Source organism: Yersinia sp. 2540 StPb PI, assembly GCF_052217165.1.
GTDB classification, from domain to species: Bacteria; Pseudomonadota; Gammaproteobacteria; order Enterobacterales; family Enterobacteriaceae; genus Yersinia; species Yersinia enterocolitica_E.
Genome location: NZ_JAZGQC010000001.1, coordinates 4171832 through 4196416 on the forward strand (window position 1 = coordinate 4171832; position 24585 = coordinate 4196416).

The following is a 24585-nucleotide window of genomic DNA, read 5'->3' on the forward strand; positions in this document are numbered from 1 at the left end:
TTGAATAGAAACAAATAAAAATTAGTTTTGCAGAAGAGGCTTCACCCTCAATCACTTGAATCTGATTGCAATCCAGATAATTACAACCGTATATTTAACCCGTCATGGAGTGTCGGGGGTCGAAGGTTCAAATCCTTTCATGCCGACCAAATATCCCAAAGAAAACCAATCCGTTAGGGTTGGTTATTTATTTGTGGGATTTGGTGATGGTAAAACAATAGTGAAACCCCGGCGATACTTTTAGTTATCATCATCACGCAACGGGTAATTCAGACCACCGGGTAGTGTATGCAGGCGATAACATCTCACGTTTCATCTGCCATGCCTTTTGTATGCCTTGTCCGGCAAACCACACCTTTCCCTTGCCTGATTTATTGATATCGTCCTGAACAGCCATCAACGCGGCACTGTTAGCCTTAGGCTGGTTATCATCGAACAGCCCCAATTGAGCCACACCCTGACTGTAAAAATCACCCAGCATCACCCCGCCTTTTTGATAACGATAGCCATCCTTCCATATCGCATCAAGACACCCTAAAGCAGCAGCGATAATATCCCGTGAGTCCTGAGTGGGGATATGAAGCTTAGTGCTCACAATGTTGCCGTAGTAAGGCTCATTGAGTGCAAAAGGGCTGGTTTTGATAAAGGCTGATATATGCCTGCAATATTGATGCTCGCCGCGTAGTTTTTCAGCCGCGCGCACGGCATACCCGCAGATAGCTTCGCGCATATCCTGATAATTAGTGATCCGCTCGCCAAAGGATCGGCTACATACAATCTGCTGCTTAGTCGGAGCGAACTCTTCCAACTCCAGGCATTGCTCACCATTCAGTTCTCTGACCGTTCGCTCTAATACCACATTGAAGTTTTTACGCACAAACTGTGAATGAGTATCAGCCAGCTGTAATGCTGTGTTGATGCCGAGTAGATTCAGCTTTTTACCAATGCGGCGACCAATACCCCAGATATCCTGTACGGGGGTGATTGCGAGTAGTTTACGTTGTCTAACAGGATCGCACGCCCCCCGTCTTACTCCACTGTTTGGCTGCATGATTTGCCAGCTTAGCCAGGGTTTTCGTTTGGGCTATCCCTACACCTACAGTGAGGCCGGTCCACTGCAATACCCGCTGCCGAACGTCACGGCCAAACTGATCCAGACTCATGCAATGATTTACCCCAGATACATTCAGAAATGCCTCATCAATTGAGTATATTTCCGTGGCTGGCGACATAGATTCCAGCACAGTCATAACCCGATTAGACATGTCAGCATAAAGCTCGTAGTTACTGCTGAAGGTAACCACACCATATTTTTGGATCAGTTCGCGCATCTTGAAATAGGGCTCGCCCATTTTAATGTCAAGCAATTTGGCTTCACGACTACGGGCTATGACACAGCCATCATTGTTTGAAAGAACTACTATCGGCTTCCCCTGCAAGTCAGGCCGAAATACAGACTCACAGGATGCATAAAAGAATTAACGTCAGCGAGGACAAACATTGGCCGCCTCGTTAATGACATATCTCACCACACCAAACGTTTCTAAATCGTCTCCTCCATCATTCAAAACGATAGGGGCATAGTCTGGATTCATTGCCTCAAGTTGCACAACAGGATGTAAGCACAGCTTTTTTACGGTGAACTCCCCTTCGATTGCCGCGATAATAATATCGCCATGTTTTGCCGTAATGCTGCGATCGACAACCAACAGGGAGCCGTCATAGATCCCGGCACCAGTCATTGAGTTACCCGAAACACGGACAAAATAAGTTGCTGCCGGGTGGGCGATACAAAGCTCATTCAGATCAAGTGGTCGCTCGATATAATCGGCTGCAGGGCTTGGAAAACCAGCGTGGATTGTCTCGTTAAACAACGGGATAAGAATAATTTTGCGAAGCGGAGAAAGTGGGTAAAAAATCATCATTCAAATCCACAAATAACTGTATATACATACAGTTTAATCAATGGGATTTTTCTTGTGAAGTAAGGTTTTTATGATTTTCGCTAAGAGATTGGATCTACTAAGAAGATTTATTCCGGCTGAGGCGGCCATTCAATATCAGGCGTTTTTGATGCGTCAATCCGTATCAATGACCAGCCAGTATTTATTTCAAGCCTCAGGTTCAGTTACTTCATTTTTCGGCATCCCCCTCCATATCACCTTGTCACCAGCTAATTTCTGAATCAGCAACACCTTTAAATTCGCCCTTCAGACTGTGCAGATTGTATCACTACTGCTTATTTGACCATTCTGCTAAATATCAAAGAATTACCATTCTATCTGTCCAGTTCTGGGAAAAACATCGACCGTGTCAATCTGATACTCACCTAACAAACATGATGTAATGTATCGCGAACATGACTTACACTGTTCCGTCTCCCTATACCACTCTAACCCTAAACTTTTTATTTCCCAATTCATTATTGACAGGTAATTATAAACACCTAGAATGCTTTCTTCTCAGGTAGTGGAGCGCTTTAGCCCCCTGAGTTTATTCACAACTCGAAATAATAACTATGCTGGATAATTAGCATGATAAAATCAGTCCATCAGTTGAGAGGGATTGCATCTCTTTTTGTAGTTTTCGTTCACTTAAAATTTTTGATCAACGATACATATGCACAAAAAAACCTAGGGGATATGCTATTTTCTAGTGGATACTTTGGTGTGGATCTGTTCTTTATGATTAGTGGTTTTGTTATTGTTTACTCAACTAAAAATGATAACAGTATATTCTCTTTCTCAGTTAAAAGATTATTTAAAATATATCCAGTATATATATTCTGCGTAGCTTTATTTGTTGTCATAAATTACCCTAACATAGTTGAAATTAATATAATCAAGTCTCTTTTATTCTTACAGTTAGATTATAATTCTGCGGCACCTTTTTATGCATATAGCTTTATAATTACCGCATGGACATTAACTTATGAATTTATTTTTTACGTATTTTTTTTGATTGCGTTAAAAATATCACATCGTTACAGAATATTGATATCGTCAGTTATGATGCTGTCTGTATTTTCCCTTTTAAATATAAAATATAATGGGTATTTAACATTAAACCCAACCACCCCCCTAAATTTCACAGCAAGTAATAGCATCCAAGGGTTAATAAAAAACTTGGCAAACCCAATATTGATTGAGTTTATTTTAGGAATGATTGCATGTGAAATATACATGAGAGTTCGTGCCGATAATGAAATATTAAAATCTGCAAGTGACTTTATATTTTACTCAGCATTAGGTGTTTTTTTGTTCTATACTTTTGGTGGTGGTGCATCGGGACATGGAGTTACAAACGTAGGTTTAGCTTGTTTTTTACTCTTAGTGGCTTCTGTTATCCGAGAAAAAATAAAAGGAGTAAGAGACAATAAATACCTAAATTTTCTAGGCGATATATCCTATCCACTATACCTCATACATCCTATAATAATGGCATTTATACCATTACACAGTAATTTATTTCAGCCATATACACATGCCTCAGGGTTTGGTAAGTTTATATACTTACTGTTCTCATCTATTTTTGTAGCTTACTTAATTCATATAGCAATAGAAAATAACACATCTAAAGTAGCCAGAACAATTATAAATAAATTCAGAGCCAAAGATGAAAATTAAAAATATAACGTATGGATGCACACCCCAAGTTATATTGTTAGTCAAATGACGAATTTACCATCATTGGTTCTATTTATAGATGCTATGGTTTTGGTATCGAGTTTATAGCAAAGGCAGGGGTAGTGTCATAGAATGCTACCCAACGATCATCTGACGGTTCAACTTCACCCAAAAAATTAAAATCAGATGATGATTGTGGTGAGGCAAACCATGTGATTATTGTTGTCTCTGTTTCATCAGAGAATTGCACATATAAGAGCATATCAACACCCCATTAAAATAAATAACTTGAAATCAAAATAGAACCAGCTTTATTGCTTGTCATATCACTTTCAAAACGATAATAGAGTGTTTGAGGTGTTATGATATCAATTGAAAAGTTACTCGCCGTATCAACACCATTCCCAGCATTAACCCCCAATCTTACTTCCTGCCAACCAGTACCAAAGCTATCACTGCCAAGAGATATTGATGAAAATGACGCTGCTGCACTGCTACCACCTCCAACTTTGCAATTGCCGTGAGCTGTTATCGCATTGAGTGGGGTGGCCAATGCAATAGATACAGCCGTAAACGCTGCCATGGATGTACTAGCTGACACAACTTGAACAAGTGGGAATGATACTTTTCTGCCTATCAGGTAACTAACTTTAAACTGGCTTGAGGCGATATCCCCTCCCCCCTTAAACGTCTGCTGCCCGATTACAAAGTTATTGAGCATCGGATTGATATGGCTATCCGTGAAAAATTTGGGCTTCCTGCCGAAATGTCTTTAGTCGTTCATTACTGCGATCTGATTATGCTGGCAACCGAACGCCAAGAACTGGATATCGATGACGGTAAGGAATGGCCGATGTTTGAAGGTATCCCCCTGGCTGACATTGCAATAGTACCAATGACACCAAGCCAGATCCGTGTCGCATTCGCGGCACGACTCAATGAGCTGACTGCGGCCACTCAATCATGATGTACGGCCTGTTTTTACTCGTTTGCTACACATTCCAGCCGTGCCAATACGAGCCGCAAGGCTACGTATACCCGGATGATAAAAACTGTATGGCAGACATTCAGCAGCAAGGTCTACCACATGAATACGAATGTCTGCCAGTTGATGGCGTTCTCTATGCGAGGAAACAGTGATGATCAAGACAATTACAGCAGCACCAGTTGAACGTGATAGCCATGGTTTCTGGACTCACCCTGATTATTTTGTACCTGCAAACGGGAATGAGTTTGGGGTTGAAGGTGAATTCGATGCATGGAAATCGTTAAACCGTGTCGTCGGTACGTTGGACTGGATGGAATGCGAAGAAAACGCCGAAGAATTGCAGGCGGCATACGAAGCGGGTGATTGTGATCTCAGCATGTGGCAACCAAAACCACCAGCAGGTGATGGTTGGTTTATGGCTTCAATTCATGACACAGAAGATGGCCCTGTCTGTTACTGGTTACGCCCTATTGAATATGATCCCGAAGCGTTATCAGCCCACCAAGAGCGTTGCCATCTTGAAGCATTAAAAATGGTGTTTTTCGCTAAGCATCAGGAAGCAGTAACAGCAGCGCACGAATATTTTGTGGCGTGTGATCTGGGTGAGGAAAGAATTATTGCGGGGGAAATATTTCAACGCCTACGTACTGCCCACAGACGCTAAGGGGAAAATCATGTCTAAAACAATAACGGTAAAAATGGCAAGGCCAAGTGAAGATAAGGTTGAATCTCTTTGGAAACTATTTCACGCAACTGAAGCAGCAGAGGACCGCTGGCGCAGGGAATCATCTGAGTAATTTCTGGAACGCCTTGACGATCAAGATATCAGTGACGAAGAGCGCACATTTATTGCCGTTGCATGGGATTCACTTGTACAGGGTCATGGCGGTTTTGGCCGCTTTATGGGGGCATATGACACCCTGATCTATAACTTCCAAGATCCAGACGCTGACCACGTAGCCATACACCCTAAATTTAATGCTCTCTTCACTGAGTCTGAATTACTACCAGTGGTATTAGAAGGTTATGCCGACGCCAGAAATACCATCGCTGAATTAGAAAATGAACGTGATGCAGCACTCAATACCTGCACTCTGATTGCCGAGACTTTGGGTATTACCGGCGCGGTAGCAGATGACACCATTGCCAGGGCGCAGCAGCTGGTTGGCGAGAATACGGCGCTTACCGATAAGGCTGCCAGTGAATTATCAAATGCATGGTTGCTGCATCGCACCATGATGGGTGCACAAGCGGCTCTTTTCTGCATTACTCAAGGGAATTTAGGTCAAGCAAGGGAATGGCTTGGGGGTACTACTGACGAGGCTCAGTTGGAAATTCCAGACGGAATGGAGGTGAATGGATTACAAGACTGGTTTGATGAAAACATGGTTGAGATAGCGCGGGAGTTGCTATCACAACGGGAACAGAATCTATCGTTAAGCCGTCAGCTAGATGTAATGACAGCTGCAGCTCAAGCATTGCGTGATGAGATGTATAAAGGAGATGCGAAACTTGCCGCTATTACAGCAGCCAAACCCGAAGCATTACCGCGCCATATTTTCTCAATGCTGGTAAATGAGTTACGCGACGTTCCAGCAATTGGTTGTAAGCGGCAATTAATTATTGGTGTATTAAACCGTCATGGCGTCATCGCTGAGCCGGTGCAGCTTGATCCACCAGCAACAGAATGATTTTAATCACGGCCTGTGTGCGGCGGGCCTTTAAATAAACAGTGTGGAGAATGACCATGGCGAGAACACAGACTTTAACAGTGTGGGCAAAAGAGGAATTTGACGAACCAGTTCCTAGTTATCCCACTCTAATAAAATATGCCAAAAGCGGCATGATCTCTCCTCCTCCAATGAAGGCGGGTAAATGCTGGCGGGTCGATAAAAATGCAAGGTTCATCGGGATAGCAATTAAGCCAATGGTTAAACAAAACGATGATCCCCGCCTGAAAAGGATAATGGAAGATGGGCAGACCACGTAAGTACAGCGTCGATGTACCAGGTCTATCATGCTATACGGACGCCAGAACCAAGAAGGTCTACTGGCGTTATAAGCATCCGGTATCAGGAAAATTTCATGGTTTAGGTGATAACGAAGTTGAGGCAAAGGCTATTGCTGTTGAGGCCAATACCCGCTTTGCTCAACAACAAATGGGGCAGCTAATGACGGATAGAGATAAAATTAGTCGGGATTTAGGTAAGGATTTATCAGTGTCAGCATGGCTTGATAGTTACTGGAAAATTCAAGAAGAACGCCAGCGACTGGGTGAGCTGAAATCATCGACCGTGAACCAGAAAAAACTCCAGTTAAAGTTATGCGATCCGTTATCGGCAACAAGTTATTGCCAGAAATAACGGTAAGAGATATAGCGGATATTCTGAGTCCATATAAAGAGAGGGGGCAACTCGTTATGGCTCAGGTGGTTCGCAGAATAATTATCGATGTATTTAAAGAAGCGCAACATGCAGGTGAAGTTCCTCCGGGCTATAATCCCGCACTGGCCACTAACAAAAGTACAGCGGCAGCGACTTAGTCTGGAAGAGTGGCAGGCTATATATAAAGAAGCCGGCACAATGCAGCCATACTTACAGAGGGCAATGCTTGTTGCGGTCGTTACTGGTCAGCGACTTGGTGATATTGCAGGCATGAAATTTTCTGATATTTGGGATGACCATCTTCATATAGTTCAGGGAAAAACAGGGGCTAGACTGGCAATTCCTTTATCACTTCGCTGTAACTCACTAAATATTACTTTAAGAGAAGTTATATCACAGTGTCGGGATCGGATAGTTAGCCCTTATTTACTGCATCATCACCACGCAGTGGCCACAGCTAAGCGCGGAGGAAATATACGAGACCAAACAATAACAATGAATTTCACTGCGGCACGGGAAGCTAGCGGGATTAAATGGAAAGATGGAACCCCGCCAACATTCCATGAACAGCGATCACTTTCCGAACGATTATATCGTGAGCAAGGCATCGATACGAAATCACTACTCGGCCATAAAAACCAAGCAATGACCGATAAATATAATGATGACCGCGGCAAAGAATGGATCACCATTGCTGTTTAATTTGCGTACCGTTTTGCAGTGGAGTTTTGCAGAAGGTTTTTTTCGAGTTTTAGATCTGGATGAAATACACCGCTTAAAATGAACTTCATCCCGATTAATTACAGTTACTTATAAACAATCTCACCTTTCGGCTGATACTGACTGGCATCCAGTGGAGAGTGCTTTTCAATATACTGTTTCAACACTTCAGCATCGATAAAACCGGTGTTCACATAGCCCGGTAAGGTATCGATTTTCGGGTAGCCATCGCCGCCTAATGCATTAAAATTCAGGGTGGCCAGACGATACGTTTTATTCGGATCTAATGGCTTGCCCTGTATTTTCACGTCACTGACGCCATTACCATCAGCGACCAGGCTGACATTGGCAAATTGTGCATAAGCACCTGAATCGACTTTTTTATTCGCCACCACGGCCAGATACTTCTCGACCTCGCTGCCTTTCATATCGGCGTAAACCAAGGTATTACCAAATGGCTGGACCTTAAGCACATTTTTATACGTGATATCACCGGCATCGATAGAGTCACGCACCCCACCACCACTCATCACCGCGAAATCTGCACCCGCTCGTTCCATTTGCGCAGCCAATAACATCCGCGCCAGGTTGGTTTGTTCGAAACGAACCTTGCTACGATCACCTTCTAGCTTGCCATTGACACTGCCAACTTTAATATCCAACTGCGCCTTACCTTGCTCTTCAAAAGGCGTAAGTAGCTTCAGCATCGATGGATCTTGCGCAATCTCCTGGGTATAAAAGACCCGCTCACTGCTACCATCAGCCTTCTCAACTTTTTTCTTTAAATTGATTGGAATTAACTGATAACTCACCAGTTTCAACTCACCATTGCGGAATTTAAAATCAGCACGACCAACATATTTACCCCACTCATGAGCTTGAACAATCCAGGTTCCGTTCTGACGATCAGGCGCACAAGGTGTACCGGGAACATAATCAGCCTGCTTATGGTTCTCACTGGCCATACAAACCGGATCTTGCGAGTGACCACCCACTATCATATCTAAATAGCCTGCGGGGAGGCTGCGAGCCATCTCTACATCACCTGGAGCATTCGAACCATGCTTGCCATCATCGTAATGCCCCATATGGGTAGCGGCGATGATAATGTCAGGCTTATCGGTCTTTCGCAGTTGATCGACGACTTGTTTTGCTTCAGCGGCCGGGACATGGAATTCAATATCCGTGAAATACTCGGGATTCCCGATCTTGGCAGTGTCATCGGTCGTTAAACCAATTACCGCAATTTTCACCCCTTGCTTATCAAACAAGGCATAAGGCTTAAACAACCGCTGTTGCGTGCTTTTCTGGTAGATATTGGCCGATAACAACGGGAAAGTTGCCCATTTCTCTTGTTGTCGCAGCACACTTAATGGATTATCAAATTCGTGATTGCCGATGGCCATCGCGTCATAACCGACCAGATTCATACCACGAAAATCAGGCTCCGCATCTTGTAAATCAGACTCAGGCACACCGGTGTTGATGTCCCCACCTGACAGCAGTAGTAGACTTCCGCCTTCGGCTGCAACTTGTTTGCGAATACTATCAACGACAGTTTTCTGTGCCGCTAAACCATATTCGCCGTGATCGTTTTGCCAGAAATGCCCATGGTGATCATTAGTGTGCAATATAGTGATATCGTAAGTTTTATCTTTTTCCCAGGCAGCAGCCCATCCCGGTGCAAACGCCAGCGACACAGCCAAGGCACATGCTGTGGTCGGTAATGAAAAACGCATGGCAAATCTCCATGTAGTCGTTAAAAACCGGCCTGATAAATACCGATTTAATGAGTGAAAAGAGTGTAATGCATATCAATAGCACGATAAATCAACACCATACCGTGACGCAGTAAGCATTGTAGTGTGATTATGTATGCATGAATTTCATAACTTTGGAATATATATCAAATTATGTCAGATGTAGTAAAAATCATTCTATCTGCATAATATGTATTCGTTACCAACATATTATTAACAGTGAAATTATTAGGCGAATACTCACTATGACCGATCGTTCTGAGACTGGATTCCAGCCCTCCGTTAATGCCGCTGTAAAACGCACATCCTTCTCTATTCTGGGGGCTATCAGCGTATCTCATCTACTCAACGATATGATCCAATCGTTGATTCTGGCGATTTATCCTTTATTACAAGCCGAGTTTTCACTGAGTTTTACTCAGATAGGGCTAATCACGCTCACTTACCAGCTTACTGCATCACTACTGCAACCCCTGATAGGGCTGTATACCGATAAGCACCCTCAACCTTACTCTTTGCCTATTGGTATGGGTTTTACCTTATCAGGCATATTGCTGCTGGCGGTGGCAACCACTTTCCCTGTGGTTTTATTGGCAGCAGCGCTGGTTGGCACCGGCTCATCGGTATTCCATCCTGAGTCATCACGGGTCGCGCGCATGGCATCCGGTGGTCGCCATGGCCTGGCTCAGTCAGTTTTTCAAGTCGGTGGCAACTTCGGTAGCGCTCTCGGCCCACTATTAGCTGCAATTCTTATTGCTCCTTATGGTAAAGGCAATGTTGGCTGGTTCTCTCTCGCAGCCTTACTGGCCATTGTGGTGCTATTGCAAGTCAGTAAGTGGTATCAGCAACAGCAAAGAGCAACACATGGCAAAGTGATAAAAACCTCATCGGCAAAATTACTGCCTAAAAAGACGGTTATTAAGACGTTAGTTATTTTAATGGTGCTGATATTCTCTAAATACTTCTACTTGACCAGCATTAGCAGCTATTACACCTTTTATTTGATGCATAAGTTCGGTGTTTCAGTACAAAACGCCCAGATACATTTATTTGTGTTCTTATTCGCAGTCGCCGCTGGCACCATAATTGGCGGCCCTCTTGGTGATCGGATAGGGCGAAAATATGTTATTTGGGGGTCAATACTGGGTGTAGCGCCATTTACCCTTATTTTACCCTATGCTTCGTTGTATTGGATGGGGGTTTTAACCGTAATCATTGGCGTCATCCTCGCATCAGCCTTCTCTGCAATACTGGTGTATGCCCAGGAGTTGATCCCAGGGAAAGTGGGGATGGTATCCGGTCTATTCTTCGGTTTTGCTTTCGGTATGGGTGGGTTAGGTGCGGCTGTACTAGGGTATGTTGCTGATTTAACCAGTATTGAGCTGGTTTACCAAATATGTGCATTCCTGCCATTACTGGGGATATTTACTGCCTTATTGCCCAATATAGAAGATAAGTAATAGTAATAACCTTATAATCCCGACTGAGACTAGCACTTCAGTCGGGAGAGTCCCCTGTGTAATCGTGACAAAAACAGCAAGTCCCCCACAAACAACCACTTCAAACAATTTCCATGCCAAACCAGACTTTTATCGATAAAAAATGAATTTTTATCGCGCATTGATCGCATAAATACAATAAACTGATGTTATTGCTGTGAAATGCTTGCTGCTCCACATATCCCAATACTCATCCAAAAGGCGGCAAGCGCGTGACAAATCTGTCGGGAATGGATGTAAACGCTCCTTGCAGCGGCCTCGCAGAGATGGGCCAAGTAATAAACGTAGACAACACACCTGCAATTTGAAAGATGGCGGGTATAACGAGAAGGAGTCTGGATGCACCACTCAACACCCTTAATCACCACGATCGTCGGAGGCCTTGTTCTCGCCTTCCTCTTGGGTTCCCTGGCCCACCGCCTACGCATCTCACCACTGGTGGGATACCTTGCCGCAGGGGTACTTGCCGGGCCATTCACGCCGGGTTTTGTTGCTGATACATCATTAGCTCCCGAACTGGCTGAAATCGGTGTCATTTTGTTGATGTTTGGTGTCGGACTTCACTTCTCGCTTAAAGACCTCCTCGCAGTAAAAGCAATCGCCATCCCCGGAGCCGTGACACAAATAGCCGTTGCTACTCTGCTAGGTATGGGCTTGTCTCATTTATTAGGCTGGGATTTAGTCACCGGCTTGGTCTTTGGGTTATGTCTGTCAACCGCCAGTACCGTGGTATTACTGCGCGCACTGGAAGAACGGCAACTGATTGATAGTCAGCGAGGGCAGATTGCTATCGGCTGGTTGATTGTTGAAGATTTGGCAATGGTACTGACATTAGTGTTATTACCCGCATTTGCCGGAGTCATGGGCAACGAAACCACGAGTCTGAGCCAACTGTTTACAGAGCTAGCGATTACTATTGGTAAAGTGATCGCCTTCATAACCTTAATGATTGTCGTCGGCCGCCGGCTGGTGCCCTGGATACTGGCTAAAACAGCCAGTACTGGCTCGCGAGAACTCTTTACTCTGGCAGTCTTAGTCTTGGCGCTTGGGATAGCCTACGGTGCTGTAGGGTTGTTTGACGTATCATTTGCTCTAGGCGCATTCTTCGCCGGAATGGTATTAAACGAATCTGAGCTGAGCCACCGTGCCGCGCAAGATACCTTGCCGCTGCGTGATGCCTTTGCCGTGCTGTTCTTTGTTTCAGTCGGCATGTTATTCGATCCGATGATTTTGCTACGAGAACCATTAGCAGTGTTAGCGTCATTGACCATCATTATCTTCGGTAAATCGGTGGCGGCTTTCATCCTGGTGCGGCTGTTTGGCCACTCAAAACGCACAGCACTCACCATTTCCGTTAGCCTGGCCCAAATTGGGGAGTTCGCCTTTATTCTGGCGGGGCTGGGTATTTCTCTTGGTTTAATGTCTGAACATGGCCGTAATCTGGTACTGGCGGGAGCGATTCTGTCTATTATGCTCAACCCGTTACTTTTCACCTTGCTAGATCGCTATTTAGCCAAGAATGAGACGATGGAAGATCTTATTCTGGAAGAGGCGGTAGAAGAGGAAAAACAGATACCTGTAGATTTATGCAATCATGCATTATTGGTGGGATATGGCCGGGTTGGCAGCTTATTAGGGGCAAAACTTAATGCGGAAGGCATCCCGCTGGTCGTCGTAGAAAATTCGCGCCCGCGAGTGGAAGCACTCCGTGAACAAGGTATTAATGCGGTATTAGGTAATGCTGCAAGCGCAGATATTATGTCACTGGCGCGCCTGGATTGCGCCCGTTGGTTATTGCTGACCATACCAAATGGCTACGAAGCCGGTGAAATAGTCGCATCAGCCAGAATTAAGCGGCCAGACCTTGAGATAATCGCCCGCGCCCATTATGACGATGAAGTGGTTTATATCTCAGACCGTGGCGCTAACCAGGTTGTTATGGGGGAGCGCGAAATCGCCAACAGCATGCTTAATATGCTGAAAATAGAAACGCTGACTGAAGAAGATAAAATGCCAGTTTGCCCAATTTAAAATTATATCTGTGTTTATAACTGAAGTTCTCTATCCAATAGATTTCAAGGTGCAGGAAGGCGGCAAGCAAGAAAATCCCGATGAGCTTACACCGGTAAGTGACTGGGGTGACAAATCTGCCGGGAGCAGATTTGAACGCTGCTTGCAGCGGCCTCGCCTTACTCGGCCCAAGAATGGGCCGAGTAAGGCGAGCAGCCAACACACCTGCAGCTTGAAAGATGATGGATATATTATCGTTCCCAGTACGACTCTTCTAAACTATCTTCCCGTTCAGGCAAGCCACGTGTTAAACGCGGCGAATGTTGATTCAATACCTGATAACTGACCCGATTGGCGTATTTACACACTTGTGCCAGCGAGGAGTAGCTAAGGTAACTACGCACATGTTTGCTAGAGTTCGGAACATTATTACGATGATAGCCATTCGCCGCAATATCATGCAGCACAGCAGATAATGCGCCATCCCCTGCCCCGTTGGTATTCATTATCTTCTCTGGCCCACCCATATAAGGGGCAATGTGAGAATAGATACGTAACGGATGGCCACAATGCTCTTGCCGCATTGCCCGGCTAAATTCATACAAGTTAAATTCTGCGATAGCGCCAGGTAATAATGGATGCTGTGTTTGGCGCTTATTTGCCTCTTCAGTATATCCCGCCATATAAAGCCCATTAGGACCCGCAGTACAAAGCACTAAATCTACCCAATTCAATGCCATGTCAGAAGCCATCAACGGATCATTCAGGCCCGTCAGTTCATAAGCCTCATCTTCATTCATCGCTAATATAGAGACATGCTCGTTGAGAAAATCGCGCCACCACTGCGGATTATCTGCAATAACATATTTCGTGCCTAGGGTCATCACGACAGGAACATCATGTTTCTTCGCATAGCTGATGGCTTGCATTGTGGCCGCAGGCATCGGTTCATCCGGCTTACAACGCACCAGATAAGCAGTCAGCACCAGAGCAGAAGCACCTGCAATCACATCTTCAGGAATACTTTCAGGACGTAGCTGATTCATTTGCCCGGGACTGATAGCAAAAGTCCGCTCACCATTATCACTAATCAAAGTAAAGCAGCGGCCAATAGCACCATCAACTGCCTGCAAATAATTCAGATCAGTGCGACTTGAGGTATTACACAGATAGCGATAGGCATAACTACCGATCTTAATATTGCTACACATGGTGCCCAACAGGATGGAACGATCATCAGCAAGGACAGAATAGTTGTGTAAGGTATTACCAATGGTACCGCCAGCAAACTCATGAGTAATCAACCCATTAGCAGTTAGTTCCTGATAAAGATTTTCAGCGATATCATCTTCAATCACTAAAGAGTGCCCTTGGCTCAGACCATAACGCGCAATAAAGTTCTCATCGACCTTGGCTTCAATATCAACCAACGTCTGGTCAATGCCAACGATATAAGAGGTACTCACTTCATTTTCAGTCTGCGCCGGTTGCAATAAAGGGTCACGGGCATTCACCGGAAAGTAGTGCTTAGATTTGCGTTTACCAGGAAATTTCATTGTTTTGAGTTACAAATTGAAATGGGAAGATAAAAAAATGAGGCCAGAGATAAAATCTCTGACACACATAAGTAGTAATACCAAAATAGTCCGTTACAGTAAGCATAATAGACACCGAAATATTAGGCACTCGTATGAGAAAATTAGTATTTTTATAACACGACAGTTCTTTATCTGGGCATAATAAATTTATTTTTTGGGTGGTTCTAATCTAGAATTATGGCGCTCACGAACAAAAAACCGCATCAATACAAATGCAATAGAACCAATTAAACCAATAAAACCAAATAAAATAATTGTCAATAAACCTTTTCTACTATTTTGAAGTATTGGTTCAGATGGGACACTCTGCTGTAGAGGATCCGATGGCTCCTGCAAGTAATTAAATGTCGGGACATCTATAACAACAGGTTGTAATGCAGTTATTTTATTCAGGTAGAGCTTTTTATTCAATAAATCAGCATTAACACTTGTGAGATCAGTTATAGACCTCTCAATTTCTAACTGCCTATTTAATGCATCATAACCCATGGATATTGGATAATTATTACTACTAGCAGAAATATCAAATGCACCAATAGCTGGCTTCTGCAAACCAGCCGCTTTAGCTATCGAAGCTGCGTATTCTAATCTCTGGATTCTGATTTTATGTTCATTCTCAACCTGTTGTAAAGCTAAATTATATTCTTCAGAGGCTATCTTTTTAGCTGTATCTATGGTGAATTTAATTTGGTCATTAACATCATCATTAACTTTCCTGTTAATATAATTAACATAACCTGAGAAAATATCATTTAAACCATATTCTAAATTAGAACTATAAGTAAGAATGTAATTATCCCTAACACCACTATCCGATTTTATATTCTGGCCTTTAACCCCAGCAAAATTATTAGCGTTAATTTTCTCTTCCGACATATATTTACTCAACATATCTTTAGAAGAGTAGTATGTCCTGAAATCCATGAACAGGTCATCTGCGGTAATATTCAAATCAATATTAAGCACTGATAATGATGACTCAACAGATTCAAGCGGTTGTATCTTACCATCAGAAGTAACTGATACTATTGCATAACTAGTCCATTCTTTTGGAGAAAAAAATGCAATCCCTCCTCCCACAAGAATAAATATAGCGAATACGATAACGATCAACTTGGATGATCTAAATATTATTGAAATTATCTCTATAAGGTCTACTTCTTCTTTATTTGAAGGCAATATATACTTTCCAAACGGGGATGGTTTTTTATCATTACCCTGTGATCTATCACTCATCAATTTTACCCATACTAATTAAATTAAGAAAAATATTGTAAATAATAACTAACAGTTATAACCATTAGGATTCATTTTTTGCCATTTCCAAGCGTCCTGAAGCATATCAACTAAAGTTCTTTTTGCATACCAGCCTAACTCCCGACGTGCTAGTGCGGGACTAGCCCAGCACTCGGCAATATCACCAGGACGACGAGAAACAATCTCAAAAGGGATTTTTATGTTCGTAATATTCTCAAATTCTTTGATGATATGTAAAACAGAATAACCAACTCCTGTGCCTAAATTATAGGTCCGATATCCAGGAGATAAATGGTTTAAAGTACTTAAATGTCCTTCAGCAAGATCCATAACATGGATATAATCCCTAACACCAGAACCATCCGGTGTATTATAATCATTGCCATATACAGCAAGCTTAGCTAATTTACCAATAGCAACTTGGGTAATAAAAGGTAATAAATTATTCGGTTTTCCATTAGGATCTTCACCAATCAAACCCGAGGAGTGAGCACCGACTGGATTAAAATAGCGTAAGGATACAATTGAAAAGTAAGGATGAGCTTGGGAGAAATCTTGCAGTATTTGCTCAACCATTACTTTTGAAGAGCCATATGGATTAGTTGTTCCACCGACCTTAGCATTCTCCGTTAATGGAACAAATTCGGGCTCTCCATATACAGTAGCCGAGGAACTAAAGATTAGTTTTGTTACATTAGCAGCATGCATTTCTTCAAGTAAAACTATGGAGCCAATGACATTATTCTGATAATACTCAATAGGTTTACTAACGGACTCGCCTACCGACTTCAATCCAGCAAAATGGATGACAGAATCAATTTCATAATTTAATAAAATACGTTTAACGCAAGCTCTATCAAGTATGTCACCTTGATAAAAAATAGGTTTTCGCCCACAAATTTTGGACACACGTGATAATGACTCAACTGATGAATTAACTAAATTATCAAGAACCACAACATTTTCCCCTTGCTCTAATAATTTGAGCACTGTATGGGAACCTATGTATCCTGCACCACCAGTAACTAGTATAGTCATATATTTTCCATTTCACACACTCTATCAATTATACATAAGATAGATAAAATTAATAACAGTCACTCTCTTAATATTCTTAAAATACTGGAAGTCTCTTCTTTCATTAACTGTTCATCATGTTTTGATTCAACATTTAATCGCACAACAGATTCTGTGTTTGAACTGCGTAAATTAAAACGCCATTCAGCAAACTCCATACTAACCCCATCAGTTTCATCAATATTCATAGCCCTAGCTTCATATGTAGCACGAACTCGAGCTATCGCAGATATTGGATCTCTTAGTTGGGAATTTATCTCTCCCGATGCAGGGTAGGCTAGCATGCGCTCTTTTACTAATTGTTCCAGACTTTTCCCCTTGACGGACATAATTTCCGAAATGAGTAACCATGGAATCATACCTGAATCACAATAAGCAAAATCACGGAAATAATGATGAGCACTCATTTCACCACCATAAACCGCATCTTCTTTTCGCATACGTTCTTTGATAAATGCGTGACCAGTTTTAGACATTATAGGTCTTCCACCGAAAGAGTTTACGATATCTATCGTATTCCAGGTTAAGCGGGGATCATGAATTATCTTGCTAGACGATTGTTTTTGAAGAAAAAATTCAGCCAAAAGACCTACAATATAATATCCTTCAATAAAATCTCCGTTATGACTAAAAAAGAAACAACGGTCAAAATCACCATCAAAAGCAATCCCCATATCTGCACCATAAGCTAACACCGCATCCGTAGTATCCTGCCGACATTCGGGTAATAATGGATTAGGTATACCATGAGGGAAAGTACCATCTGGTTCATTATGGATTTTAATCAGAGTAACCGGGATATCTAAAGCAGAAAATCGCTTTTCAAGTGCATCAATTACATGTCCTGCCGCACCATTCCCGCTATTAATAACTAATTTCAGCGGTTTAAGTAACGATGGATTTATATATCCGATTAAGTGCTCAATATAGTCATCAACAATAGATACTCTTTCATAACTGCCTTTTTTTGAAGGATCTGTTGCAGAAAATTCATTTATTTCTGCTAAACGCTGAATATCTCGCAAACCAGTATCCCCACTAATAGGGCATGCATTTTTACGGACCAGTTTCATGCCATTATAATCAATTGGATTATGACTAGCAGTTACCTCTACTCCACCATCAACATCCAGATGAAAAGTAGAGAAATATATCTCTTCAGTACCAGATAAACCAATATCTAACACATCAACACCTGCATCCTGTAGCCCCCGAGAAAGTGCTAATTTAAGACTCTCACTGGTTAATCTGACATCGCCGCCGACCACTACTTTCTTAGGTTTTTCAAACTCACCATATGCTCGGCCTATTCTGTAAGCAATATCTTCATTTAACTCATCACCTAATCGGCCACGAATATCGTAGGCTTTAAAACAACTTAATTTACTCATAATTTTCTAGCTCTATATTTTATGCTCAATTCGAACAATATCATCTTCTTCTAAGTAGCTTCCAGTGCGAACTTCTATTATCTCCAAAGGAAGTTTTCCTGGATTCTCAATAGAGTGGGCCACCCCAACAGCAATATAGGTAGATTCGTTCTCTGTTACTAAATAACTTTCGTAATCTCTGTACACTTTAGCCGTCCCAGAGACGACAACCCAATGTTCAGCACGATGATGATGAATTTGAGTTGCAGTGCGCTGCCCTGGCTTGATTGTCACATGCTGCACATGATATCGGGTGCCTTCAGCAATTGCGTCATGTGACCCCCATGGTCGATAGATTTCCCGATGCTGTAGATATTCAGATCGTAAACCAAGCTTTAGTTGCTCAACGATCTCTTTGACGCTTTGCACTTTATTTTTATCAGCGACCAATAAAGCATCTTTAGTTTCAACAATGATTAGATCATTAATTCCAACAGTGGCTACTAATCTATTCTGAGAATAGATATAACTATTATTTGTATCTTCCGTTAGCACGTCGCCGCGAACAACATTGCCATGACCATCTTTATCATTGATTTCCCAGAGCGCTGACCAACAGCCTACATCACTCCATTGTGCATTCATAGGAACCACTACCGCATCGCTTGTTTTTTCCATGACTGCATAATCAATGGACTCCTCGGGGCAGTTACAGAATGCAGCCTCATCGAGGCGAATAAAATCTAGATCCTTGTGTTGTCCCGCAATAGCATTTTTGCAGGCTTCAAAAATATCTGGTCGATGCTTTTCCAATTCTTGCAAATAACGAGATGCTTTGAACACAAACATCCCACTATTCCAATAATAATCACCAGACACTAAATATTGCTCTGCTTTAGTTAAATCAGGTTTTTCTACAAAAGCATCTACCTGAAAAGCATCATCCCCAATCTGTTTACCCTGCCGAATATAACCATATCCCGTTTCAGGTGTATTAGGGACTATTCCGAAAGTGACCAATTTACCCATTTCGGCAAGAGGCTCAGCTCGCTGGACAGCACGAATGAATGCAGGGTTATCCTGTATCACATGATCAGCTGCTAATACCAATAAGATCGGGTCTTCACCAGTTAATGTAGCAAGCAATGCCGCCAATGCAATTGCAGGAGCAGTATTACGTCCTACAGGTTCCAACACAATGCCACTATATAATAGATTTTGCTGCCGAAGTTGCTCAGCAATAATAAACCTATGTTCTTCATTACATATCACTAATGGTGAAAGATGGGGTAGATTCTGTAATCTCAATAAGGTTTCTTGGAGCATCGTTAATTCTGACGTAAGTGCCAAGAATTGCTTAGGATAGTGTGTCCGAGATAAAGGCCATAAACGACTGCCAGCTCCCCCAGCCATAATTACAGGTAATAGCATAAGTAGTTACTTCCTAAAATTGTCCTGATTATCCAAGAACCACTGATAGGTCATCTTTAACCCTTTATCCAAGGAAATCTGATACTGCCAGCCTAGTTTTTTCAAACGACTCACATCCATAAGCTTACGAGGTGCACCATCGGGTTTACTTGAATCAAAAGTCAGTTTACCGTAAAAGCCAACTACGTTAGCAATCGTTTCAGCTAGTTCACGAATAGTACAATCAACACCAGTTCCAACATTAATATGAGATAACATGGGCTGAGTATTGGTTGTATAGGCATCATCTGCCAGCTCCATCACATGTATGCTGGCTGCTGCCATATCATCTACATGCAAGAACTCACGCATCGGTTTACCAGTTCCCCAAACAATTATTTCGTTGTCATTACGCATTTTTGCTTCATGAAACCGGCGTAGTAATGCAGGAATAACATGTGAGTTCTCAGAATGGAAATTGTCATTTTCACCATAGAGATTAGTTGGCATAACACTACGGTAATCACGGTTGTATTGCCGATTGTATGATTCACACAATTTAATACCGGCTATCTTAGAGATTGCATAAGGCTCATTGGTAGGTTCCAATACACCAGTAAGTAACGCAGACTCTTTCATAGGCTGTTCTGCCATTTTTGGATAAATACATGACGAACCTAAAAGGAGTAATTTTTGTATACCCACCGAATGAGCAGTATGGATAATATTGCACTCAATTATTAAGTTTTCATAAATAAATTCAGCAGGATAATTATTATTAGCTTGAATTCCACCTACTTTTGCGGCAGCTAGATAAACTTCATCAATAGCCTCTGCAATGAAAAACTCCTGTACATCTGATTGAGACATTAAATCCAATTCTGTACGTGGCTTAAGCACCAATTCAATATCTCTACGGTCTTTCAGCTGACGGACAATAGCTGACCCAACCATACCACGATGGCCAGCCACAAATACGCGCTTCATAACCATTCTTATTAACCCTCTAAAGTAATAGACACATCAAAACCGTTAGACTTCAGCAAAGCATGCTGCTTAGCCTGCTGTAAATCACCAGCAACCATTTCAGCGCACATCTCTTCAACAGTTATCTCTGGTATCCAACCCAACTTTTCTTTCGCTTTTGTTGGATCACCTAATAGAGTCTCTACTTCTGCGGGACGGAAATATCGAGGATCAACACGAACAATAATATCACCTACTTTTGCCGAAGTTACATGATCACCGCTGATTGCTGATATCGTTGCAATTTCATCCAGTCCTTTACCTGAAAATTCAATTTCGATACCGGCCTCTTTTGCAGACATACGTACAAACTCTCTGACAGTAATCTGTTTACCGGTTGCAATAACAAAGTCTTCAGGATGGTCCTGCTGTAGCATCATCCACTGCATACGCACGTAATCTTTCGCATGACCCCAATCACGCAGAGAATCCATATTTCCTAGGTACAAGCAATCTTCCAACCCTAACGCTATGTTAGCAATAGCCCGCGTAATTTTACGAGTAACAAACGTTTCTCCACGACGAGGGGACTCATGGTTGAACAAAATACCATTGCAAGCATATATGCCATAGGACTCACGGTAATTAATTGTAATCCAATAAGCATACATCTTCGCTACTGCATACGGAGAACGAGGATAGAATGGTGTTGTTTCTCTTTGGGGTATTTCTTGAACCAAACCATACAGCTCGGAAGTAGAAGCCTGATAAAAACGAGTTTTCTTATCTAGTCCATTGATCCTAATAGCTTCTAATAAACGAAGAGTACCCATAGCATCTACGTCTGCGGTATACTCTGGCGATTCGAAAGAAACAGCCACATGAGACTGAGCGCCTAAGTTATAAATTTCGTCGGGTTGAATTTCTTTAACTAAGCGAATCAAATTAGAAGTATCAGTCAAATCACCGTAGTGCAAAAGGAAATGAGGGTTGACCTCATGAGGGTCTTGGTAAATATGATCAATACGGCTGGTATTAAAAGAAGATGAACGTCGTTTAATACCATGAACCTGATAGCCTTTCTCGAGTAAAAACTCGGCTAAATAAGAACCATCCTGACCAGTAATACCCGTGATTAATGCCTTTTTCATAACGATTCGATCGCCTCAATAATAGCTCTATTCTTGTTTACTTGATTAAAATTATTTTCTGCATAACTTCGACATTGAGTTGCCAATAATGAAAAGTCTTGAGTGCTAATTAATTTTACAATACCGTCGATCTCACCCTCGTCAAACAGAAAACCATTAATTCCAGTTTCAATCGCATCAACACACCCCGGCACAGAATAGCATATCGCTGGAACACCACATGCATTCGCCTCCATGACTACAACAGGAAACCCTTCATGTTTTGATAAAAGGAGTAAAACGTCAGTTTCAGCATAAATATTGCGAAGGTCACAAAGATAGCCATGAAAGAATATTTCCTTCTCGAACTCTATTTTTAAATTGGCTATATCATTTTCTGTAAGAGATGATGGATTTGCAGGATATGTATCACCAACAACATTGAGAATAAAATCTATACCTCTTGTCTTCAAACATCTGACTAGTTCAATAATATAGAAGATGCCTTTATCTTCAACTAAACGCCCAACATAAAGTAGTTTTATTTTTTTTGAATTGTTTTTTTTCTTAGGGTAAGGACTAAAGCTATTAATATCAACGCCTATGCCGCCAAGGACTAAATCATCCTTATGCCCTAATAAACTTTTTTCATATTCATTCATAAATATTCTTTTATTAACAAACATCATTAACAATAATTTTAGCACACTGAGAAAACCTTTATTCCTTGTAAAAAAAGAACCGACTCCTTCAATAAAACAAACACTTTTTCTCGCAAAAAAAATTGATGGAATAGATAAAATAAAGGTAACTAGAAAATGGCAAGATACGGTTAATCTAAACTTTTCTTTAAGTAAAAGCCTTAGCAAAGAAAAATTTATAAAAAAATAATTCTGTAATAGAGTTTTATTTTCTGTAGTAATAACTACAACACCATACTGCTTAAGTAAATCAACTGATTCGTGGTCATCATCTGGTGCAATACAGTACACCTTATACCCACGATGCATTAACTCTTTAATATACGACAATCTAAATACAACAACAGTTTTTATTGAATTTTGTATAATACAAATACTTCTACACTCTTTCATAGTCCCAACCAATTATATTATTAGATTGCTCAGACATGAACTGTGCATCTGACTTTGGAATAATAACTTTAGTTGATTCATTTCTATTAAGAATGGCCGCCCACCAACTAAAAGTGCTTCCACTCAAAATATAATCTTGACAGTACATTAACCCAATAAAATCCTCGATCGCTGATTTTCCAGAAAAATACTCAACTGAACTAACATCATGTAATTCCTCTTTACACCAATCGATATCATCAGAAAAAACCAAGAAACTTCTTCCAGGAAACTTTTCAATTGCTTTTTTTATATATTCGATACTGCTAACAGTATGCAATTTATTTTTAGATGTAACAAAATCCCCTCTCCTAATATGAATGCCAACATGCTTAGATATATTTTTATTAATACTTCTTATAAACTGACCATGCTTATCTAATATGCAGTCTCTGAAAGAATGAGCTGCATATATTGCAGCATCTGGGAATTGGAAATATCCATAATGACAATGTGAATTTGCTATTTTCAAACAATCGACCAGATTACTCAAAGCATCGTAATCATATATCAAAAACTTTGGCACATAACGAATATTTATCTTACGCAAAGAAAATCTAATTACTTTAGATAGTAGATCATCATTAAAAGTGATTATTTTATTCTTATAAAGAGGAACATGTGATAATTCTCCTAGCAAGGATAAAAAACTCACTGCTGAATGTTGCTTCTGCTTATAAAAAAGCCGCATATTTAAATTAACATCTAGCTTTAGCTTATCTTTCAAATAATAAGCCCAAGCAACCTGAAATAATTGATTACCTAGACCTCCTTGCACAAGAACATTAACACTCATTTTTTTTCCTTATATATTTTAAATGAGAAGTTTAAAGCCCGAATAAATCCAGATGTCATGTAATAAAAAGATCTGAAATTTGTTACGCAGGAGTACTTAATCACATACCTAAAAACATCAGGTAGTCTCTTAAAATATGAGGGAAATGAATAAAAGACTATCGGAGCATTAGGTATATTATCCCTAATAGATTCAGTACATAAAGAAATTCGATGCAAATGAGAAGATTGGGATATACTATTAGCTGTTAATCTATAAGATAAAACATACTCAGGTAAGTTTCCGAATTTATATATTCCTGACAATCTACACCATAAATCAAAATCTTCTGCTCCATCAGTACCTAAAGTATATCCATTAACTTCTTTTAATACTGTGGCTTTAATTATAGTCGCAGGATGACAAAGAGGATTAATAAATGGCATAGATGATATTATATCAAAATGATTAATTGGGAAATTTTTCTTGCCTATAACTTGATCGTTCTCATCTATTAATTTAATATTACCGCCAACAATATCTAAATCATTCCTTATCATATAATCAAGTTGTTTTTTTAGTCTTAAAGGTTCCATTATATCGTCAGCATCCATTCTTGCAATTAAATTTGAATGAGTTTTAGATATTGCAAAATTAAGAGCTGACACGATCCCTCCGTTTTCTTTTTTGAAATATTTTATTCTGTTATCATTTATTGATTGTATTATTTCGCCGCTAGTGTCAGTAGAACCATCATCGATTATTATTAATTCTATATTTACACACTCTTGAGATAAAACAGACTCCACGGCAGTCAGGATAAATTTCTCAGCGTTATAAACGGGAATGATTACAGATATATCAACATCGTTGAGCATATTA

At 41.1% G+C, this 24585-nt stretch carries 21 protein-coding genes and 2 pseudogenes; 9 read left to right on the plus strand and 14 right to left on the minus strand.

Going from position 1 to position 24585, the window contains the following annotated elements; translation table 11 throughout:
- Positions 1 to 253 precede the first annotated feature (253 nt).
- Together umuC and umuD are read right to left on the minus strand one after the other, a co-directional pair.
- Positions 254 to 1501 (minus strand): annotated as a pseudogene (gene umuC, locus V1956_RS19505) (translesion error-prone DNA polymerase V subunit UmuC).
- Positions 1485 to 1922 (minus strand): translesion error-prone DNA polymerase V autoproteolytic subunit, encoded by a 438-nt coding sequence (gene umuD / locus V1956_RS19510; protein ID WP_420074694.1) that lies wholly within the window; start codon positions 1920 to 1922, stop codon positions 1485 to 1487. The pseudogene umuC and the gene umuD overlap by 17 nt, the downstream one beginning before the upstream one ends.
- Positions 1923 to 2534: 612 nt before the next feature.
- On the opposite strand from umuD, the gene V1956_RS19515 reads away from it, so the two are divergent.
- Positions 2535 to 3626: an acyltransferase family protein gene (locus V1956_RS19515; protein WP_442825533.1), complete on the plus strand. Its 1092-nt coding sequence runs from the start codon at positions 2535 to 2537 to the stop codon at positions 3624 to 3626.
- Between the two features lie 274 nt (positions 3627 to 3900).
- Here V1956_RS19515 and V1956_RS19520 read toward each other — a convergent pair whose 3' ends face one another.
- Complete coding sequence (locus V1956_RS19520; RefSeq protein WP_420075084.1) at positions 3901 to 4209, minus strand: hypothetical protein; 309 nt, start codon at positions 4207 to 4209, stop codon at positions 3901 to 3903.
- Positions 4210 to 4356: 147 nt separating this feature from the next.
- Here V1956_RS19520 and V1956_RS19525 point away from each other — a divergent pair, with 147 nt between their 5' ends.
- From V1956_RS19525 to V1956_RS19550, 6 genes and pseudogenes are all read left to right on the plus strand, one after another.
- Positions 4357 to 4593, plus strand: a complete 237-nt coding sequence (locus V1956_RS19525) for a hypothetical protein (RefSeq protein ID WP_420075085.1) — start codon at positions 4357 to 4359, stop codon at positions 4591 to 4593.
- Between the two features lie 172 nt (positions 4594 to 4765).
- Complete coding sequence (locus V1956_RS19530) at positions 4766 to 5278, plus strand: hypothetical protein (protein WP_420075086.1); 513 nt, start codon at positions 4766 to 4768, stop codon at positions 5276 to 5278.
- Positions 5279 to 5288: 10 nt separating this feature from the next.
- A complete protein-coding gene (locus tag V1956_RS19535; protein WP_420075087.1) occupies positions 5289 to 5411 on the plus strand; it encodes a hypothetical protein in 123 nt (40 codons plus the stop codon).
- A 105-nt stretch (positions 5412 to 5516) separates the two neighbouring features.
- Positions 5517 to 6305: a hypothetical protein gene (locus tag V1956_RS19540; RefSeq protein ID WP_442825534.1), complete on the plus strand. Its 789-nt coding sequence runs from the start codon at positions 5517 to 5519 to the stop codon at positions 6303 to 6305.
- A gap of 56 nt (positions 6306 to 6361) precedes the next feature.
- Positions 6362 to 6604, plus strand: coding sequence for an excisionase (locus V1956_RS19545; protein WP_420075089.1), 243 nt, complete (start codon positions 6362 to 6364; stop codon positions 6602 to 6604).
- A pseudogene (locus V1956_RS19550) lies at positions 6588 to 7700 on the plus strand (phage integrase Arm DNA-binding domain-containing protein). The gene V1956_RS19545 and the pseudogene V1956_RS19550 overlap by 17 nt, the downstream one beginning before the upstream one ends.
- A 104-nt stretch (positions 7701 to 7804) precedes the next feature.
- Here the strand turns inward: V1956_RS19550 and ushA are convergent.
- Entirely contained in the window at positions 7805 to 9457 is a 1653-nt protein-coding gene (gene ushA, locus V1956_RS19555) for a bifunctional UDP-sugar hydrolase/5'-nucleotidase UshA (protein WP_420071274.1), read from the minus strand.
- Between the two features lie 266 nt (positions 9458 to 9723).
- Here ushA and V1956_RS19560 point away from each other — a divergent pair, with 266 nt between their 5' ends.
- Positions 9724 to 10938 (plus strand): MFS transporter, encoded by a 1215-nt coding sequence (locus V1956_RS19560; RefSeq protein WP_083159931.1) that lies wholly within the window; start codon positions 9724 to 9726, stop codon positions 10936 to 10938.
- A gap of 378 nt (positions 10939 to 11316) precedes the next feature.
- Positions 11317 to 13008 (plus strand): YbaL family putative K(+) efflux transporter, encoded by a 1692-nt coding sequence (gene ybaL / locus V1956_RS19565; RefSeq protein WP_263699323.1) that lies wholly within the window; start codon positions 11317 to 11319, stop codon positions 13006 to 13008.
- 230 nt (positions 13009 to 13238) lie between these two features.
- Here the strand turns inward: ybaL and V1956_RS19570 are convergent, their stop codons facing one another.
- The 10 genes from V1956_RS19570 to V1956_RS19615 form a co-directional block, all read right to left on the minus strand.
- The gene (locus V1956_RS19570; protein ID WP_442825535.1) at positions 13239 to 14543 is read right to left on the minus strand and encodes an inosine/guanosine kinase; all 1305 of its coding nucleotides are present in this window, start codon (positions 14541 to 14543) and stop codon (positions 13239 to 13241) included.
- 189 nt (positions 14544 to 14732) lie between these two features.
- Positions 14733 to 15821 carry a Wzz/FepE/Etk N-terminal domain-containing protein gene (locus V1956_RS19575; protein WP_442825536.1) on the minus strand — a complete coding sequence of 363 codons (1089 nt, stop codon included), beginning with the start codon at positions 15819 to 15821 and terminating at the stop codon, positions 14733 to 14735.
- 48 nt (positions 15822 to 15869) lie between these two features.
- Positions 15870 to 16880 carry a UDP-glucose 4-epimerase GalE gene (gene galE, locus V1956_RS19580; RefSeq protein ID WP_420075329.1) on the minus strand — a complete coding sequence of 337 codons (1011 nt, stop codon included), beginning with the start codon at positions 16878 to 16880 and terminating at the stop codon, positions 15870 to 15872.
- Positions 16881 to 16939: 59 nt separating this feature from the next.
- Positions 16940 to 18310 (minus strand): phosphomannomutase CpsG, encoded by a 1371-nt coding sequence (cpsG, locus tag V1956_RS19585; RefSeq protein WP_442825537.1) that lies wholly within the window; start codon positions 18308 to 18310, stop codon positions 16940 to 16942.
- A 12-nt stretch (positions 18311 to 18322) separates the two neighbouring features.
- Positions 18323 to 19720, minus strand: a complete 1398-nt coding sequence (locus tag V1956_RS19590) for a mannose-1-phosphate guanylyltransferase/mannose-6-phosphate isomerase (RefSeq protein ID WP_442825538.1) — start codon at positions 19718 to 19720, stop codon at positions 18323 to 18325.
- 6 nt (positions 19721 to 19726) lie between these two features.
- Entirely contained in the window at positions 19727 to 20692 is a 966-nt protein-coding gene (gene fcl / locus V1956_RS19595; protein ID WP_420075332.1) for a GDP-L-fucose synthase, read from the minus strand.
- 5 nt (positions 20693 to 20697) lie between these two features.
- The gene (gene gmd, locus V1956_RS19600; protein WP_420075333.1) at positions 20698 to 21816 is read right to left on the minus strand and encodes a GDP-mannose 4,6-dehydratase; all 1119 of its coding nucleotides are present in this window, start codon (positions 21814 to 21816) and stop codon (positions 20698 to 20700) included.
- Positions 21813 to 22787, minus strand: a complete 975-nt coding sequence (locus V1956_RS19605; RefSeq protein WP_442825539.1) for a glycosyltransferase — start codon at positions 22785 to 22787, stop codon at positions 21813 to 21815. The genes gmd and V1956_RS19605 overlap by 4 nt, the downstream gene beginning before the upstream one ends.
- An 88-nt stretch (positions 22788 to 22875) precedes the next feature.
- Entirely contained in the window at positions 22876 to 23724 is an 849-nt protein-coding gene (locus V1956_RS19610) for an alpha-1,2-fucosyltransferase (protein ID WP_442825540.1), read from the minus strand.
- The gene (locus tag V1956_RS19615; protein ID WP_080608510.1) at positions 23721 to 24581 is read right to left on the minus strand and encodes a glycosyltransferase family 2 protein; all 861 of its coding nucleotides are present in this window, start codon (positions 24579 to 24581) and stop codon (positions 23721 to 23723) included. Before V1956_RS19615 ends, V1956_RS19610 begins: the two co-directional genes overlap by 4 nt.
- Positions 24582 to 24585 lie beyond the last annotated feature (4 nt).

What these genes read in the sequence shown, in the direction of transcription:
- umuD (WP_420074694.1), bottom strand. Translation starts at nt 1,922, where the DNA reads ATGATTTTTTACCCACTTTCTCCGCTTCGCAAAATTATTCTTATCCCG.
- V1956_RS19515 (WP_442825533.1), top strand. Translation starts at nt 2,535, where the DNA reads ATGATAAAATCAGTCCATCAGTTGAGAGGGATTGCATCTCTTTTTGTA.
- V1956_RS19520 (WP_420075084.1), bottom strand. Translation starts at nt 4,209, where the DNA reads ATGGCAGCGTTTACGGCTGTATCTATTGCATTGGCCACCCCACTCAAT.
- V1956_RS19525 (WP_420075085.1), top strand. Translation starts at nt 4,357, where the DNA reads ATGGCTATCCGTGAAAAATTTGGGCTTCCTGCCGAAATGTCTTTAGTC.
- V1956_RS19530 (WP_420075086.1), top strand. Translation starts at nt 4,766, where the DNA reads ATGATCAAGACAATTACAGCAGCACCAGTTGAACGTGATAGCCATGGT.
- V1956_RS19535 (WP_420075087.1), top strand. Translation starts at nt 5,289, where the DNA reads ATGTCTAAAACAATAACGGTAAAAATGGCAAGGCCAAGTGAAGATAAG.
- V1956_RS19540 (WP_442825534.1), top strand. Translation starts at nt 5,517, where the DNA reads ATGGGGGCATATGACACCCTGATCTATAACTTCCAAGATCCAGACGCT.
- V1956_RS19545 (WP_420075089.1), top strand. Translation starts at nt 6,362, where the DNA reads ATGGCGAGAACACAGACTTTAACAGTGTGGGCAAAAGAGGAATTTGAC.
- ushA (WP_420071274.1), bottom strand. Translation starts at nt 9,457, where the DNA reads ATGCGTTTTTCATTACCGACCACAGCATGTGCCTTGGCTGTGTCGCTG.
- V1956_RS19560 (WP_083159931.1), top strand. Translation starts at nt 9,724, where the DNA reads ATGACCGATCGTTCTGAGACTGGATTCCAGCCCTCCGTTAATGCCGCT.
- ybaL (WP_263699323.1), top strand. Translation starts at nt 11,317, where the DNA reads ATGCACCACTCAACACCCTTAATCACCACGATCGTCGGAGGCCTTGTT.
- V1956_RS19570 (WP_442825535.1), bottom strand. Translation starts at nt 14,543, where the DNA reads ATGAAATTTCCTGGTAAACGCAAATCTAAGCACTACTTTCCGGTGAAT.
- V1956_RS19575 (WP_442825536.1), bottom strand. Translation starts at nt 15,821, where the DNA reads ATGAGTGATAGATCACAGGGTAATGATAAAAAACCATCCCCGTTTGGA.
- galE (WP_420075329.1), bottom strand. Translation starts at nt 16,880, where the DNA reads ATGACTATACTAGTTACTGGTGGTGCAGGATACATAGGTTCCCATACA.
- cpsG (WP_442825537.1), bottom strand. Translation starts at nt 18,310, where the DNA reads ATGAGTAAATTAAGTTGTTTTAAAGCCTACGATATTCGTGGCCGATTA.
- V1956_RS19590 (WP_442825538.1), bottom strand. Translation starts at nt 19,720, where the DNA reads ATGCTATTACCTGTAATTATGGCTGGGGGAGCTGGCAGTCGTTTATGG.
- fcl (WP_420075332.1), bottom strand. Translation starts at nt 20,692, where the DNA reads ATGGTTATGAAGCGCGTATTTGTGGCTGGCCATCGTGGTATGGTTGGG.
- gmd (WP_420075333.1), bottom strand. Translation starts at nt 21,816, where the DNA reads ATGAAAAAGGCATTAATCACGGGTATTACTGGTCAGGATGGTTCTTAT.
- V1956_RS19610 (WP_442825540.1), bottom strand. Translation starts at nt 23,724, where the DNA reads ATGAGTGTTAATGTTCTTGTGCAAGGAGGTCTAGGTAATCAATTATTT.
- V1956_RS19615 (WP_080608510.1), bottom strand. Translation starts at nt 24,581, where the DNA reads ATGCTCAACGATGTTGATATATCTGTAATCATTCCCGTTTATAACGCT.